The organism is Allokutzneria multivorans (assembly GCF_039537405.1).
Classification (GTDB): Bacteria; Actinomycetota; Actinomycetes; order Mycobacteriales; family Pseudonocardiaceae; genus Allokutzneria; species Allokutzneria multivorans.
Map to the genome: position 1 here is coordinate 71,104 of NZ_BAABAL010000020.1, position 15,822 is coordinate 86,925.

A 15,822-nucleotide genomic window follows, 5' to 3' on the forward strand; every position below is an offset into this window, starting at 1 on the left:
GGATGCATGGGTCATCCGCCGCGAGCTCAGCCAAGTCCCGCCTCGCGGGGGCGAGCGAAGTACGTGAAAGGGCCAACCGTGACCTCCAGTGAGACCCCCCGCGCTGAGGCGGACCAGGTGACCGGCACCGCCCGGGTCAAGCGCGGCATGGCCGAGATGCTCAAGGGCGGTGTGATCATGGACGTGGTCACCCCCGAGCAGGCCAAGATCGCCGAGGACGCCGGCGCCGTCGCCGTCATGGCGCTGGAGCGCGTGCCCGCCGACATCCGCGTGCAGGGCGGCGTCGCCAGGATGAGCGACCCCGACATGATCGACGGCATCATCGCCGCCGTCTCCATCCCGGTGATGGCCAAGGCCAGGATCGGGCACTTCGTCGAAGCTCAGGTGCTCCAGTCGCTCGGCGTGGACTACATCGACGAGTCCGAGGTGCTGACCCCGGCCGACGAGGACAACCACATCGACAAGTGGCCCTACACCGTGCCCTTCGTCTGCGGCGCCACCAACCTGGGTGAGGCGCTGCGCCGCATCGCCGAGGGCGCGGCGATGATCCGCTCCAAGGGCGAGGCCGGCACCGGCAACGTGGTCGAGGCGACCAGGCACATGCGTCAGATCCGCGCCGACATCCGCCGCCTCACCGTGCTCGACGAGGCCGAGCTCTTCGCCGCCGCCAAGGAGCTGCGCGCGCCGTACGAGCTGGTCAAGGAGGTGGCGCAGCTCGGCAAGCTGCCCGTCGTGCTGTTCACCGCCGGTGGCATCGCCACCCCGGCCGACGCCGCGATGATGATGCAGCTGGGCGCCGAGGGCGTGTTCGTGGGCTCGGGCATCTTCAAGTCCGGTGAGCCCGCCAAGCGCGCCGAGGCGATCGTGAAGGCCACCACCTTCCACGACGACCCCGACGTGATCGCCAAGGTCTCCCGCAACCTGGGCGAGGCCATCGTGGGCATCAACCTCTCCGAGCTCCCGGAGTCCCAGCGCCTGGCCACGCGCGGCTGGTAAGCGCTTCTCTCCGCCCCTGGTGTCCACAGTGGACTCCAGGGGCGGAGTGCTGTCAGGGGCACGTCACCACATCGACGTGCCGTCCAGCACCCGCGCCACCACGGTCAGGCCTTCGGGAGCCGGGGCTGCCAGCGCTTCCGCGTAGGTCGGGTAGCTGACGCCGTCGTGGATCCTCAGGTGCTGCTGTGCTTGGGGGTGGACGTAGAAGCGGCCGTTGTGCTGTCCGCAGGTCTTCTCGACCGGCGGCGTGGCCGAAGCCGTCGGAGTCCACTCCCTGACAACGGAGCCGCCCAAGACGATCGCGGCCTTCTCCAGGACGTAGAGGCATGAGCGCGGGTTGGTGAAGACGCCGGAGTGGTAGCCGTCGCCGAGCGCGTCCGAGGCGTTCCCGTCTGCGGGCGCGATCCACGCGCGGCTGAGCTTGTCGTCGTTGACGTAGAACCACTGGGTGCGCGGCTCGTCCACGTCGAACGGGTCGAGCCAGTCGGCGGCGGGGAACTCGAACCCGATGGCGGTCTGCATGCCCGCCATCCTCCCCGACCTGCATACACCCTGATCGTGGGGCCGTTCGGCCGAACGACAGCGGGGGAGCGCCCAGTCAGGATTGATCACCCTGACCGGGAGGTGCCGTGGACGAGCGACATGCGAAGACCGCGCCGCCCGCGGGCACGACGGTCCGCTTCGCGCTGCTGATCGCGTTGGCGGTCGGCGTCACCGTGCTGGTGTACCTGCTGGTGATGCCGCCGGGCATGCTGTTCAACCACAGCGCGCAGATCAAGTGCCAGGTCGCGTCGGGCTTCTACATCGACGGCGCCGAGCTCAGCCCGTTCCAGGTGGAGCGGATCGACGCGAACGCACAGCGGTTCCGCGAGTGCATGGCCCAGTACCTGCCACTGCGGCTGCCGTGGCTGGCAGGGGGACTGCTCGGGCTCGGCGGGCTCGCGGCGCTGATCTACTTCTCCTTGCCTCGCTGGCGAATCCGGCGGCGCGGCCTGGTGCCGCTGAGCCTCACGCCGGAGCTGGCCGTGGAGCTGGACGCGCTCGTCGAGCGCGCCGGGCTGCGCAGGACACCGGTCTTCCTGGTCGATCCGGTCAACTTCAACTGCGGCGGAGTCGCGTTCGGCACGCGGCGGCAGCCTTACGTGTGCCTGGACGCGGGGCTGGTCACCAGGTTCCGGTGGGACCCGGCGTACTTCCGTGTCGTGGTGCTGCACGAGCTGGCCCACCTGCGCAACAACGACGTTCCGATCACCTACCTGACGATCGCGGTGTGGCGGTCGTTCCTGGTCGTGGGTCTGGTGCCGTTCCTGGCCACGACCCTCGACCCCTGGCTGACGAGCGCCACCCCGTTCACGTCGCCGTTTCCTTTGTGGGGCAAGGGGTACTTGCTCGACATCGCGCCGATCTTCGTTCAGGTCCTGGTGCTGGTGCTGGTGGTCCTGTTGTCGCGCAACGCGGTGCTGCGCTCGCGGGAGTACCACGCCGACGACCGCGCCGCGAGCTGGATCGGGCGCGACGAGCCCGGCGCGGTCCTGGCGACCGTTCGCGGTTCGAAGCGGTGGTGGGGCGGTCTCGTCAGCAAGCATCCGTTGCCGGGCAAGCGAATTCGTGCGGTCGCCGAGCCGGTTCGCTTGCTCCGGCCGGGCTTCTGGGAAGCCGTCGCGGCGGGCGTGGCGATCCAGATCGCCTGGCGGACAGTGCTGATCGCGCTGACGAACATCGGTCAGAGCGGGTCGTTCGCCATGGGGTTGCTGGGGACCGTGTGGGGAGCGATCACGGCCGTGGTGCTGCTGTTCGCCGGAGCCAGGTTCGCCGCGTTCCGCGCGGAAGGCGGCTCGCCACGCGTGCTCCTGCTGACACCGATCGGTATCGCGGTCGGCCTGTGGTCCGGCCAGTACATCGGTGTGCTCAGCGCGCCCCCGGCGATCACGCTGCTGGAGCTGGCGGTGGTCGCGGTGCTCGTCCTGGTGCTGGCGGCGCTGATGTGGTGGATCGCGCACTGCGCCGACCTGATCCGCTCTGACCACCTCAGCCCGCGTGCTCGGGTGCTCGCGTGGGTCGCGGTGGCCGGAGCGGTCTTTTCGTTCTGCTCCAGCGGGTTGAGCTGGATGAGCACGCCGTCGGTCACCGGCAGTGCGCTGGTCAACACGTTGGGGCCGTTGGGGATCGGGTCGCAGCGGCTTGTCGACAGCGCGCGGTGGACGGTGCTGGACGACGCGCTCAACTCCTTCCTCGGAGCGCCTCTCCTGCACCTGTTCATGGGCGCTCCGCTGGTGACCGTTCCCCTGGTGCTGGGCTGGGCGATCCCGTTGGTGCTGCGGCGGAATGAGCCCGTGGGAGCAGCGATCCGGGCCGGAGTGCTCGGCGCCGCGGCCTGGCTCGTCGTCGAGCTCGTGCTCCGGGGCGCTGCCGGGGCCAGCGTCGCCGACGCGCTGCGCGTCTCGGACGGCTTCCGGTGGGTGCTGATCCTGTGGGAGAACAGCGCGTTGATCCTCGCGCAGTTCGTCGTTGTCGTTGTGCTGACGGCGCGCGGAACGCGAGCGGTCACGGCGCTGTTCGGTGCCGCCGTGACCGGGCTCTCGGCCGTGCTGGTGTTGGCTGTGGTGCGCGCGGTGGAGGGCTGTTTTCCTTCGCTGGTCGTGTTTTCCGGCGAATGCGTGCAGGCCGTGTCGCTGTCCGTTCCGGCGATCTGGCTCGGGCTGTTGGTCGTGGCCGGAGTGGTCGTGATGCCCATCGCCCTGCTGCTGGGCCGCGTTCTGCGACGCGGTGTTCGTCCGGCCACTGTGGACAGTCGGCGGCTTCGCCTGCTTCCCGTCGCGGTGGCCGGGATCGTGGTCGTGCTGCTCGCGCTCTACCGGCCCAGCGACGGTCCCGGGCCGATCGAGGAGGTCACCGCCGCCGAGCGCGGAGTGCCGCTCGCCGAGAGCGAACGGGCTCTGCGGACCTGGGCGACGGCGGGTGGGGCCGACCACGTCCTCGCGCTGATGCGGCACGCGGAGGAGTACCGGGAATCGTTGCGGCAGAAGGACCCCAGGGCGTTCCTGCAAGCCTGCTCAGCGCTGGTCACCGCCAGCGAGCAGGCCAGGAAGTTCCCCGCGCCGCCGGGGGGCACCAGCTCGCGTCTGTGGTCCTCCGCGCTGGAGGAGTACCTCGCCACCGGCACCATCTGCCGCGACGTGATGACCGACGTCGACGTCCGCCCCGGGCGCCTGGAGCTGTCCCGCGCACACCTGCACAACGCCAACGAACTCCTGATGACCTTCGGTCGCCCCCTCGTCGACAGCTAGATGTGCTCCATGACGAGGACCGCGACCGTGCCCGGTTCGAGGGCCTCGTAGAGGTGGGGCACGTCGCCGGGGAAGGACGCGTAGTCACCGGCGGCCAGCTCGACGACGTTGCCGACGGGGCCGGTGCGGACGGAGCCCTTGCTGACCACCATGTGCTCGACCGAGCCGGGGATGTGCGGGTCGGCGTTGCGGACCGAACCCGGCTCCAGGGTCAGCACGTAGATGTCCCGCCGCGCGCCGGGCGGGCAGGCCGAGAGCAGGGTGCCGGTGTACTGCGCCTGCTCGGAGCGCATCACTGGGCCCTCTCCCGCGCGCACCACGCGTACGCGCGGCGTCGGCGGGTCGACGAGCCGGCTGAAGGGCACGCCCAGCGCGACACCGAGCGCCCACAACGTCTCCACGCTCGGGTTACCGCTGCCGGACTCCAGCTGCGACAGGGTCGACTTGGCGATGCCCGCGCGCTTGGCCAGCTCGGTCAGCGAGACGCCGACGCGTTCGCGCTCTCGGCGCAGTGCCGCCGCGATGGTCTCCAGCGGCGAGATCGGATCAGCCACGTGTTCGCTCCATCGGTCCAACCGTTCGCCTTGACGAACACCCGATCGGGTGTTCACCATAGGGGACGATGCGTTCGATATGGCGAACAATAGACCGCGAGCTGGTGCGTGACGTAGCCGCCCTGGCCGCAGCCGTCGCCGTGGTCGGGGCGTCCTTCGGGGCGCTGGCGATCGCGGCCGGAGTCCCGGTGTGGATGGCGTCGGTGATGTCACTGCTCGTCTTCGCCGGGGGCTCGCAGTTCATGGTGGTCGGCGTGCTCGCGGCGGGCGGAACCCCGTTCGCCGCCGTCGCCGCCGCGTTGCTGCTCAACCTGCGGCACCTGCCGTTCGGCCTGGTGGTCGGGGATCTGCTCGGCCGCAACCGCGCCGCCCAGCTGCTCGGCGCGCACATCATGATCGACGAGTCGGTCGCGTTCGCGATGGCGCAGCGCGATCCGCAGCGCGCCCGCGCGGCCTACTGGCTCTGCGGCATCACGCTGTTCTGCGCCTGGAACCCGGCAGTCCTGGTCGGCGCCTACCTCGGCGAGGCGATGGGGGACCCGGCCGATTTCGGCCTCGACGCGGCGTTCCCCGCCGCCCTGTTCGCACTGCTGCTGCCGCAGCTGCGCGAACCGGGACCCCTGCGAGTGGCGATCGCGGGAGCAGTGCTCGCCGTGGCCGCGACGCCGTTCCTGCCCGCAGGGGTCCCCGTGCTGGTCGCGCTGCTCGGCGTGGTCTTCGCCCTGCCCCTGCCGAAGAAGCTGGAGCGCGCCCGATGACGCTCACCACCGTGCTCGTGCTGGCCGTTGGCACCTACGCCATCCGGATCGGCGGCGTGCTGCTGCGCGAGCGCTACTCGGTGCCCGACCGCGTGCGCCGGATGTTCGCTTTGTCCGCTATCGCGCTGCTGGCCGCGTTGTACGCCACCAATGGTTTGGTTGACGGCGAAGGATTCGCCGGGTGGGCGCGTGCCCTAGGAGTTGGCGCCGGTGCGCTACTCGCGGTGGCCAGGCTGCCGTTCGTCGTGGTGGTCATCGGCGCAGCGCTGACCACTGCTGGCCTGCGCGTGCTCGCTATTGCTTAGGCATTGCTTAAGAAAGGCATGATTATCACTGTGCGTGTTGAATCAATTCGTAATTTTGTCCACGTTTCCTCTTTTTGAGGGGGTGCCGTAGTCTCCCGGCTGACGTGGGGTTACTTTCCTCACCACTGTGTCGCCGGTGTCGAGGCCAGGCGACGCCTAGAGAACGACGCCTGTGGAGGCTTCTCACCGTGAGTTCGTCAATAAAGCCTGAGCTCGACGACGCGATCGAGTCGAATGACGGCTATGCCAAGTCGCTGAGCAAGCGCCAGGTCCAGATGATTGCGATCGGCGGCGCCATCGGCGTCGGTCTCTTTCTCGGAGCCGGCGGAAGGCTCGCGTCGTCGGGCCCCGCGCTCGTTTTCTCCTACGCCATCTGCGGCATCGTCGCGTTCTTCGTGATGCGTGCCCTGGGCGAGCTCGTGATGCACCGCCCGGCCTCGGGCAGCTTCGTCGAGTACGCCCGCGAGTTCATCGGCCCGTGGGCCGGCTTCACCTCCGGCTGGCTGTACTGGGTCAACTGGGCCATGACCGGCATCGCCGAGATCACCGCCGTGGCGATCTACGTCTCGCTCTGGGCGCCGGACTTCCCGCGCTGGGCGACCGCGCTGATCACCCTCGTGGTGCTGCTGGGCGTCAACCTGCTCAGCGTGAAGCTGTTCGGTGAGCTGGAGTTCTGGTTCTCCGTCATCAAGGTGACCGCGATCGTGGTCTTCCTCTTCGTCGGCATCAGCCTGGTCATCACCAACGCCGACATGGGCGGCGGCGTCACCGCGAGCGTCTCCAACGTCGCCGGGCACGGCGGCATCTTCCCGGCGGGTCTCGGCGTCGTCTTCATGACCTTCCAGGCGGTCATCTTCGCCTACTCGGCCATCGAGATGGTCGGCATCGCCGCGGGCGAGACCAAGGACGCCAAGTCCGTGCTGCCCAAGGCGATCAACGGCGTCGTCTACCGGATCGGCATCTTCTACGTCGGCTCGGTGCTGCTGCTGACGATGGTCCTGCCCTGGACCCTCTACTCGGCGGAGACGAGCCCGTTCGTCACCGTGTTCTCGCGACTGGGCATCCCGATCGCGGGCGACATCATGAACCTCGTCGTCCTCACCGCCGCGATGTCCTCGTGCAACTCCGGTCTCTACTCGACCGGCCGCATCCTGCGCTCGCTCGCCGACAAGCGCGAGGCCCCGGCCTTCGTGGGCAAGATGAGCTCCCGCCACGTCCCCTACGGCGGCGTCATCTTCACCGCCGTCGTCTACGTGCTCGGCGTGTTCATGAACGCCTACGTGCCGCACGAGGCGTTCGACATCGCGACCTCGGTGGCCTCGCTCGGCGTCATCGCCACCTGGATCACGCTGCTGTACTGCCAGATCAAGCTGAAGAAGAAGGCGGACGCCGGGGAGATCGAGCGGCCCTCCTACCGGATGCCCGGAGCGCCGGTCACCAACTGGATCAGCATCGGCTTCCTGGTACTGGTCGTGGGTTCGATGGGCTTCTCCTCCGGTTCCGAGAAGGTCGCCTTCTACCTGATCCCGGTGCTGGCCGTGGTGCTGTTCGTCGGCTGGAAGCTCGTCGGCGCGCGCCAGGCGAAGTCGGCCGACCCGATCACCGCCGCCGCGGACTCGATCGCGGCCGAGCAGGCGTCGGCCTCCTCGCGGAGCAACGAGCCCGAGGACAAGCAGCCGGTTGGCTGATCACTGACGCGAACTCCTAGGCTGGTCACTCGACCGGTCTAGGAGTTTCGTCGTTTCCAGGGGAGGGACCCGTGTCCACCGCTCAGCCCGTCATCGGCGTGCTCGCCCTCCAGGGGGATGTCCGGGAGCACCTGCTCACCCTCGCCGAGTGCGACGTCCTCGCCCGGCCGGTGCGCCGCCCCGAGGAACTCGCCGAGGTCGACGGCATCGTCCTGCCCGGCGGCGAGTCCACCACCATGAGCAGGCTGCTGGAGGTCTTCGAGCTGCTGGAGCCGCTGCGCCTGCGGCTGGCCGAGGGCCTGCCCGCCTACGGCTCCTGCGCCGGGATGATCATGCTCGCCAGCAAGGTGCTCGACGGCCGCGCCGACCAGCACCCGCTCGGCGCCGTGGACATGACGGTGCGCCGCAACGCCTTCGGCCGCCAGGTCGACTCCTTCGAGCACGACATCGACTTCGCCGGGATCGGCAGCCTGCACGCGGTGTTCATCCGCGCCCCGTGGGTGGAGTCCGCCGGAGCCGGGGTCGAGGTCCTGGCCACCGTGCCGGAGTCCGCGAGCGCGGGGGAGGCCGCCGGTAGGATCGTCGCGGTTCGGCAGGCGAACGTGCTCGCCACCGCCTTCCACCCGGAGCTCACCGGGGACGGGCGGGTGCACCGCCTGTTCACCGAGATGGTGCGAAGCGCCTAAGCACTCGACGACATTTCGCTACCGCCGTCCCGGACGGCTGGACCTGGAGGAGAGATGAGCGGCCACTCCAAGTGGGCCACCACGAAGCACAAGAAGGCCGCCATCGATGCCAAGCGCGGCAAGCTCTTCGCCAAGCTGATCAAGAACATCGAGGTCGCCGCCCGCACCGGTGGCGCGGACCCCGACGGCAACCCCACGCTCTTCGACGCGATCCAGAAGGCGCGCAAGAACTCCGTGCCGCTGGACAACATCCAGCGCGCGACCAAGCGGGGATCCGGGGCCGAGGCCGGTGGCGCGGACTACCAGACGATCATGTACGAGGGCTACGGCCCCAACGGCGTCGCCGTGCTGATCGAGTGCCTGACCGACAACCGCAACCGCGCGGCCGGTGAGGTCCGCACCGCGATGACCCGCAACGGCGGCAACATGGCGGACCCGGGCTCGGTGTCCTACCTGTTCAACCGCAAGGGCGTCGTGCTGCTGGCCAAGGGCGAGCTCGGCGAGGACGACGTGCTCGGCGCGGTGCTGGACGCCGGTGCCGAGGAGGTCAACGACCTCGGCGAGAGCTTCGAGGTCGTCTCCGAGCCCACCGACCTCGTCGGCGTGCGCACCGCGCTGCAGAAGGCGGGCATCGACTACGACTCGGCCGAGGCGAACTTCGTCCCGGACATGAGCGTCCCCGTCGACGTCGAAGGCGCGCGCAAGGTCTTCAAGCTGATCGACGCGCTGGAGGACTGCGACGACGTGCAGAACGTCTACTCCAACGCCGACGTCTCCGACGAGGTCATGGCCGCACTGGAGGACTGACCCCCCGCACTTCCCGCACTCCCGTGCTCCCGTCGAGAACCGCGCCCCGGACTCCACGTCCCGGCGCGGTTCTCGCGTATCCGGGCCTTCCCCTCCGCCCATGACCGCGAACGGCGCCCTTGGTGCGTTGAACGCACTGAACGACCCGTTCAGTGCGTTCAAGTACCTCAACGGGTCGTTCAGTGCGCTCCACGTGGCCTTGCGCGTCGTCAGGTTCGCCGGTCTTCAAGACCACCCCACCCCCGTCGCTGAGGTCTCCAACGACGGCAACCCTGGGGTTGTGGATCTTGAACACGCCCTCATCCCTGGGCCGACGCCAACGGCTTGTTTGGTGCGTTGAGCGCGCTGAACGGGTCGTTTGGTGCGTTGAAGTGTGCGAACGGGTCGTTCAGGGCTTGGGGCGGGGAGAGTGTGGCGAGGCTGTTACACCAAGGGGTGGGCATCGCCCGGCAGAATGGTTGCGTGCCGAGTCTGCTCGTACTCCCCGTGTCGCCGCTCGCCTCCCGGCTCCGGGCGGGGGTGGCCCGATGACGCCGCTCCAGCAGGACGACGAGCAGCTGCGCCAGTGGTTGCTGGAGACCACCGAGGCGCACGGGGTCGCGGTGATCCAGATCGACGGCGAGGACCACCCGCCGTACGCGTTCTCGGTCGGGGCGTGGCGGCGCTTCGGGCTGGCGGAGGTGGTGGCGATCGGGCTGCCGCCGGAGGTCTCCCAGGTGGTGATCAACGACTACGTCGCCAGGGCGAGCGCGGGGGAGCGGTTCGCGCCCGGCGGGATCTACGGCGGGTTCCTGGTGAACTGCCCGGTGACCTTCGAGAAGGTGGCCAAGCCGTACTACCCGCAGTTCTTCGGCAGCGCGTTCCTGTTGCACCCCAACGGTGACTTCCCGGCGGTGCAGATGATCGCGCGCACCCCGGAGGGCCAGTGGCCGTGGTCGGCCGACGCGCCGCGCGGGTTCGCCGAGTACCAGCCCGTGCTCACCGACTCGGGCTCACCCGAAAGTTGGACTCCCGGCTTCGACGGCCCCTGAGGCTGGCGACCCAGTCGAACATGTGTTCGAATGGGTCCGTCCAGTGAGGGAGATGGAGTCGATGTGTGACATGTGCGGCGGAGCCTCGGTCGAGGACGTGCGCAGACAACTGATGAGCAGGGTCGCCGAGCACGACTTCTCGATGGTCGCGGTCCAGGGGGAGCACGATCCCCAGCAGGGCCGCAACCACCCGGGATTCGTGTACTCGGTGGGGCTGTGGTGCATGCACCGCGCGCCCGAGGTGCTGGTGATCGCGCCGCGAGCCCTGGCGGCGGAACTGGTGCAGTGCTACGCGGAGCGGATCATCGCGGGGGAGACCTTCGAGCCCGGCGTGGGCTACGACGGCTTCTTCGACGGGTATCCGGTGATGTTCGAGTTCGTCGGGCCGCGCCACTACCCGGAGTGGCTCGCCTCGGGGTTCTTCCTGTACCCGGACGGCGAGTTCCCGGTGCTGCAGATGCTGTGGCCGGACGAGGACCGGGTGTGGCCGTGGCAGAACGGCGCCGACCCGAGGGTCAAGGCGCGCCAGCCGGTGCTCACCGACAGCGGAGTGCCGGAGACCTGGATGTCCGGCGTGACCGGTCCCTGAAGTCCTCCGGTGAGTGGTCGAGCCGTGGATTCCGGTCACGGCGCAGCTGGGGTTGGGGCGTCTTCAAGACCAGCGAACCCTCCTGTTGATCATCGCTGACCACCGCGAGCCCGGCTGCCTCGCGGTGCAGCTCCGGCTGTCTCCTTCGCGACCCCCTGTGCGCGCTCGGCCTTCGCCCGGTGGGGTGTGGTGTGCCGGGTGGGGGCTGCGGTGGTGAAGGGGCGTGTCCCTCGGGCGCTCGGTCCCGGCCGACCCGTAAGGTTTCGAACGAGTGTTCGGACCTTGCGGGTGGCTGTCGGGCGGGAGTGGTGACGTGCGGGTGCTGGGGGTCGACCCGGGACTGACCCGATGCGGGTTGGGCGTGGTGGACGGCGGCTCCGGGCGGACGGTGCGCTTCGTCGACGTCGGCGTGGTGCGCACCCCGGCGGAGATGGACCTCGCGCGCAGGCTCCTGCTGGTCTCCGAGGGCGTCGAGGAGTGGCTCGACCGCCACCGCCCGCAGGCCGTGGCGATCGAGCGGGTCTTCAGCCAGAACAACGTCAGCACGGTGATCGGCACCGCGCAGGCCGCCGGAGTGGTGGCCCTCGCGGCGGCGCGCCGGGGCCTTCCGGTGCACTTCCACACGCCGAGCGAGATGAAGACGGCGGTCACCGGCTCCGGCCGCGCGGACAAGGCGCAGGTCACCGCCATGGTGACCAGGGTGCTCGGGCTCGCGGAGCCGCCGAGGCCCGCCGACGCCGCCGACGCGCTCGGCCTGGCGATCTGCCACCTGTGGCGGGCGCCGATGCAGTCGCGGCTCTCCGAGGCCAAGGCGCGCGCGGCCGAGCTGGCCCGCGCGCACCAGGCTCGGCTGCGCACGGCGGCGCGGACCGGGACGGGTAAGTTGCGCGCGGCCAGCGGATCTCCGGTGACAAGGCTCGACCCCGCGAGCGGGTCTTCGGTGACGAGGCTCGACCCCGCGAGCGGGTCTTCGGTGACGAGGCTCGACCCCGCGAGCGGGTCTTCGGTGACGAGGCTCGACCCCGCGAGCGGGTCTTCGGTGACAAGGCTCGACGCCGAGCGCGAGCAGAACAGGGAAGGGACCACGAGGTGATCTCCTCGGTACGCGGCACGGTGCTCTCGGTCGGCCTCGACCACGCGGTCGTCGAGGTCGGCGGCGTCGGGCTCGCGGTGCACACCGTCCCGGCGACCCTGGCCACCCTGCGCAGGGGCGAGCAGGCTCAGCTGGCCACGACGCTGGTGGTGCGCGAGGACTCGCTGACCCTCTACGGCTTCGCCGACGCCGACGCGCGCGTGCTCTTCGGGCTGCTGCAGACCGTCTCCGGGGTCGGGCCCCGGCTGGCGCTGTCGGCGCTGGCGGTGCTGGAGCCGGACGCGCTCTGCCGCGCGCTCGCCGACGGCAACGTCACCACGCTCACCCAGGTCCCCGGCATCGGCCGCAAGGGCGCGGAGCGGCTGATCATCGAGCTGCGGGACAAGGTCGGCGCGCTGACCCCGGCCACGGCTCCGGCCGCGGCGCCCTCCGCCGACCACGCGCGCTCGCAGGTGGCCGAGGCCCTCGCGGGGCTGGGCTTCACCGCCAAGCAGGCCGACCAGGCCGTCGAGTCGGTGCTCGCCGACGGCGGCGCAGAGCTGGACACCCCGGCGCTGCTGCGCAGGGCGCTGGCCACGCTCGGCCGCAAGCGGTAGGCAGGCGGCGTGACCGACTTCGACGGTGACCTCCACGAGCACGACGGCCACGAGAGCCACGACGGCCACGACGGCCACGACGGCTACGACGGCTACGACGGCTACGACAGCCACGGAGACCTGGACCCGCACGCGGTGCCCGCAGAGCGCGACCTGGAGACGAGCCTCCGCCCGCGCAATCTGGAGGAGTTCGTCGGCCAGCACCGCGTGCGCGAGCAGCTGGAGCTGGTGCTGACCGGGGCGCTGCGCCGCGGCTCACCCCCGGACCACGTGCTGCTCTCCGGACCGCCCGGCCTCGGCAAGACCAGCCTCGCGATGATCATCGCGGCGGAGCTGGGCAGCGCGCTGCGGGTCACCTCCGGCCCGGCGCTGGAGCGCGCGGGCGACCTCGCGTCGATGCTGTCCAACCTCGCCGAGGGCGACGTGCTGTTCATCGACGAGATCCACCGCATCGCCCGGCCCGCCGAGGAGATGCTCTACCTGGCCATGGAGGACTTCCGGGTCGACGTGGTGGTCGGCAAGGGACCCGGCGCGACCAGCATCCCGCTGGAGATCGCGCCGTTCACCCTGGTCGGAGCCACCACCCGCTCCGGTGCGCTGACCGGCCCGCTGCGCGACCGCTTCGGCTTCACCGCGCACATGGAGTTCTACGTGCCCGCGGAGCTGGAGCGGGTGCTGAACAGGGCCGCGGGCATCCTCGGGGTGGACCTGCGCCCGGACGGGGCGCGGGAGATCGCCGGGCGCTCGCGCGGCACGCCCCGGATCGCCAACCGGCTGCTGCGCCGGGTCCGCGACTACGCCGAGGTGCGGGCGGACGGCGCGGTCACGCTGGAGGTGGCGCGCGCCGCGCTGAGCGTCTACGACGTCGACGAGCTGGGGCTGGACCGCCTGGACCGGGCGGTTCTGGGCGCGCTGGTGCGCTCCTTCGGCGGCGGTCCGGTCGGTGTCTCGACACTGGCCGTGGCGGTCGGCGAGGAACCAGCTACCGTGGAAGAGGTCTGCGAGCCCTACCTGGTGCGGGCGGGCATGCTCGCACGGACCCCGCGTGGACGGGTCGCCACCGCGCTCGCGTGGAGGCACCTGGGCGTGCAACCCCCGGCCTCGGCGCCGGGGGAGCAGCTACCCCTTCCGGTCGACGACCAGGGGCGTGGCACACTCGGTTCCCAGCGAACCGAATAAATCGGACATGACGACACCCAGGCGGCGAACGCGCCGCCGGAGACGAGAACGATGGATATCTCCTCCTTCATCCTTCCTCTGATGCTCGTGGTCCTTGCGCTGCCGCTGTTCCTCAGCGCGCGCAAGCAGAAGAAGGTGTACGCGGAGATGCAGCAGCTGCAGAGCTCGCTCGGTCCCGGCGACCGCGTGATGACCAGCTCCGGCCTGTACGCCACCGTGGTGGACGCCACCGACGACACCACCATCGAGCTGGAGCTGGCCCCCGGCGTGCACACCACCTGGCTGCGCCAGGCGATCCGCGAGAAGGTCCAGGACCAGGTCGAGGAGACGACCGAGGTGGACGAGGACGAGGTTGTCGTGACCGAGTCCAAGGCCGAGGTCGCCGCGCCGCTGGAAGAGCAGAAGAACAAGTAGGACAAACAGACCAACCCCCCGGCGGCCGTGCGGAGCCGGAGGTCGAACGCTATATGCTGCGCCCCCACCCCCTGTGTCACACCGGGTGGGGGCGCACAGCTGTGGGTCGACCCTGACCTCACAGTTTCCACACACCGTGCTTGAGGAGATCGACCTACCGTGGCACCTCCGGCTGGGCATATCCGTCCAGGGCGATACCTTGGCGCATTCATCCTGATCGTCGGTTTTCTGTATTCCCTGGTGTTCTTCACCGGGGACGGAAGGCCGGTCCCGAAACTGGGAATCGATCTCCAGGGTGGCACCAGGGTCACGCTCACCGTGCGCTCGACGGACGGCCAGCAGCCGCCGCCGGAGTCCATCGACCGGGCGCGGCAGATCATCGAGCAGCGGGTGAACGGCATCGGCGTCAGCGGCGCCGAGGTGGTCCGCGACGGCAACAACCTGGTCATCACGGTGCCGGGTGAGCGCGGTGACGAGGCGAAGTCCCTCGGCAAGACCGCCGACCTGAACTTCCGCTCGGTGCTGCAGGCCGTGCCGAACCAGCCGGTGCCGCCGCAGCCCTCGCAGACGCCGCCGACCAGCGGCCAGCAGCCGCCCCCCTCCGGGACCCCGCCGACCACCCCGCCCAACGCGGGGCCGGGCTCGACGACCCCGAAGCCGCAGGGCCGCCCGGCGCCCGCCGCCGAGCAGCAGCAGCCCACCCCGCCCCCGGCGCCCGGCTCCACCGCCGACGCGGTCGCCAAGGCGCGCGAGCTGCGGCAGAGCAAGGACCCGCAGGTGCAGGCGCAGGCGCTGGCGCTGCTGGACTGCGCCGCCGCCGACCCGCTGCGCGGGCTGGACAAGCCGGAACTGCCGCTGGTCACCTGCAGCGACGACAACACCGAGAAGTACGTGCTCGGCGAGGTGTTCCTGCCCGGCCGCGAGATCGCCGACGCCGCCGCGGGCCAGGACCAGAACAGCCCCGGCTACGTCATCTCCGTGAACTTCCGCGCCGCGGGCAGCGACATCTGGAGCAAGTTCACCTCCGCCAACGTCGGCAAGCGCGCCGCGTTCGTGCTGGACGGCCGCGTGGTCTCGGCGCCGAACATCAACGAGCCGATCCTGGGCGGCAACACCCAGATCAGCGGCCGGTTCACCCTGCCGGAGGCGCAGGACCTGGCCAACATCCTCAAGTACGGCTCGCTGCCGCTGGCCTTCGACCAGTCCGAGGCCGAGACGGTCTCGGCGACACTGGGCCTCGCCTCGATGCAGGCCGGTCTGATCGCAGGCGCCATCGGCCTGGCGCTGGTCTTCATCTACTGCATGTTCTACTACCGCGCCCTCGGCGTGCTGACGGTGCTCTCGCTGGGCCTGGCCGCGATCGTCATCTACGCCGTGCTGGTGCTGCTGGGCAGGTGGATCGGCTTCACCCTGGACCTCGCGGGCATCGCCGGGTTCATCGTGGCGATCGGTATCACCGCCGACTCCTTCATCGTGTTCTTCGAACGGCTCAAGGACGAGGTCCGCGAGGGCCGCAGCTTCCGCAGCGCGGTCCCGCGCGGCTGGATCAGGGCCCGGCGCACGATCCTGTCGGCCGACGCCGTGAGCTTCCTGGCCGCCGCCGTGCTCTACATCCTGGCCGTCGGCCAGGTGAAGGGCTTCGCGTTCACCCTCGGCATGTCCACCGTGCTCGACCTCGTCGTCGTGTTCCTGGTGACCCACCCGCTGGTGGCCATGGCCTCCAAGTCCAAGCTGCTGTCCAAGCCGTCGTGGTCCGGCCTCGGCGAGGCGCACCGCACCGCGGCCGCCAGCCGCTCGATGGCCAAGGCCTCCGGCACTCCGAACGCGAAGGGGGTCTGA

General features: G+C 70.1%; 16 protein-coding genes and 1 pseudogene. 15 read left to right on the top strand and 2 right to left on the bottom strand.

What is annotated here, in order from left to right; genetic code table 11:
- Positions 1-78 precede the first annotated feature (78 nt).
- A complete protein-coding gene (pdxS, locus tag ABD798_RS32925; protein ID WP_344883920.1) occupies positions 79-996 on the top strand; it encodes a pyridoxal 5'-phosphate synthase lyase subunit PdxS in 918 nt (305 codons plus the stop codon).
- Between the two features lie 63 nt (positions 997-1,059).
- On the opposite strand, the gene ABD798_RS32930 is transcribed toward pdxS, so the two are convergent.
- Positions 1,060-1,518: a hypothetical protein gene (locus ABD798_RS32930; protein ID WP_344883923.1), complete on the bottom strand. Its 459-nt coding sequence runs from the start codon at positions 1,516-1,518 to the stop codon at positions 1,060-1,062.
- A 107-nt stretch (positions 1,519-1,625) separates the two neighbouring features.
- Between ABD798_RS32930 and ABD798_RS32935 the strand changes: the two genes are divergently transcribed.
- On the top strand, positions 1,626-4,283 hold the full coding sequence (locus ABD798_RS32935) for a M48 family metalloprotease (RefSeq protein ID WP_344883926.1): 2,658 nt from the start codon (positions 1,626-1,628) through the stop codon (positions 4,281-4,283).
- Here ABD798_RS32935 and ABD798_RS32940 read toward each other — a convergent pair.
- Positions 4,280-4,837: a helix-turn-helix domain-containing protein gene (locus tag ABD798_RS32940; RefSeq protein WP_344883929.1), complete on the bottom strand. Its 558-nt coding sequence runs from the start codon at positions 4,835-4,837 to the stop codon at positions 4,280-4,282. The two genes, ABD798_RS32935 and ABD798_RS32940, sit on opposite strands and share 4 nt — an antisense overlap.
- Positions 4,838-4,941: 104 nt before the next feature.
- Between ABD798_RS32940 and ABD798_RS32945 the strand changes: the two genes are divergently transcribed.
- The 13 genes and pseudogenes from ABD798_RS32945 to secD all read left to right on the top strand — a co-directional run bounded on the left by ABD798_RS32945 (position 4,942) and on the right by secD (position 15,822).
- A complete protein-coding gene (locus ABD798_RS32945; protein WP_344883932.1) occupies positions 4,942-5,595 on the top strand; it encodes an AzlC family ABC transporter permease in 654 nt (217 codons plus the stop codon).
- Positions 5,592-5,900: an AzlD domain-containing protein gene (locus tag ABD798_RS32950; protein WP_344883935.1), complete on the top strand. Its 309-nt coding sequence runs from the start codon at positions 5,592-5,594 to the stop codon at positions 5,898-5,900. Before ABD798_RS32945 ends, ABD798_RS32950 begins: the two co-directional genes overlap by 4 nt.
- 275 nt (positions 5,901-6,175) lie before the next feature.
- On the top strand, positions 6,176-7,588 hold the full coding sequence (locus ABD798_RS32955) for an amino acid permease (protein WP_344884010.1): 1,413 nt from the start codon (positions 6,176-6,178) through the stop codon (positions 7,586-7,588).
- Between the two features lie 71 nt (positions 7,589-7,659).
- Positions 7,660-8,274 carry a pyridoxal 5'-phosphate synthase glutaminase subunit PdxT gene (pdxT, locus tag ABD798_RS32960; RefSeq protein ID WP_344883938.1) on the top strand — a complete coding sequence of 205 codons (615 nt, stop codon included), beginning with the start codon at positions 7,660-7,662 and terminating at the stop codon, positions 8,272-8,274.
- A gap of 54 nt (positions 8,275-8,328) precedes the next feature.
- Positions 8,329-9,081 (top strand): YebC/PmpR family DNA-binding transcriptional regulator, encoded by a 753-nt coding sequence (locus ABD798_RS32965; RefSeq protein WP_344883941.1) that lies wholly within the window; start codon positions 8,329-8,331, stop codon positions 9,079-9,081.
- Positions 9,082-9,181: 100 nt separating this feature from the next.
- Positions 9,182-9,421, top strand: a complete 240-nt coding sequence (locus ABD798_RS32970; protein WP_344883944.1) for a hypothetical protein — start codon at positions 9,182-9,184, stop codon at positions 9,419-9,421.
- Positions 9,422-9,608: 187 nt separating this feature from the next.
- A complete protein-coding gene (locus tag ABD798_RS32975) occupies positions 9,609-10,112 on the top strand; it encodes a DUF4262 domain-containing protein (protein ID WP_344883947.1) in 504 nt (167 codons plus the stop codon).
- 52 nt (positions 10,113-10,164) lie between these two features.
- Positions 10,165-10,701: a DUF4262 domain-containing protein gene (locus ABD798_RS32980; protein WP_344883950.1), complete on the top strand. Its 537-nt coding sequence runs from the start codon at positions 10,165-10,167 to the stop codon at positions 10,699-10,701.
- 313 nt (positions 10,702-11,014) lie between these two features.
- Positions 11,015-11,602, top strand: a pseudogene (gene ruvC / locus ABD798_RS32985) (crossover junction endodeoxyribonuclease RuvC); the annotation flags it as partial.
- 188 nt (positions 11,603-11,790) lie between these two features.
- Entirely contained in the window at positions 11,791-12,390 is a 600-nt protein-coding gene (gene ruvA / locus ABD798_RS32990; protein WP_344883953.1) for a Holliday junction branch migration protein RuvA, read from the top strand.
- Positions 12,391-12,510: 120 nt separating this feature from the next.
- Positions 12,511-13,569 (top strand): Holliday junction branch migration DNA helicase RuvB, encoded by a 1,059-nt coding sequence (ruvB, locus tag ABD798_RS32995; protein WP_344884013.1) that lies wholly within the window; start codon positions 12,511-12,513, stop codon positions 13,567-13,569.
- Between the two features lie 81 nt (positions 13,570-13,650).
- Entirely contained in the window at positions 13,651-13,983 is a 333-nt protein-coding gene (yajC, locus tag ABD798_RS33000; protein WP_425549312.1) for a preprotein translocase subunit YajC, read from the top strand.
- 159 nt (positions 13,984-14,142) lie between these two features.
- Positions 14,143-15,822 (top strand): protein translocase subunit SecD, encoded by a 1,680-nt coding sequence (gene secD, locus ABD798_RS33005; protein WP_344883955.1) that lies wholly within the window; start codon positions 14,143-14,145, stop codon positions 15,820-15,822.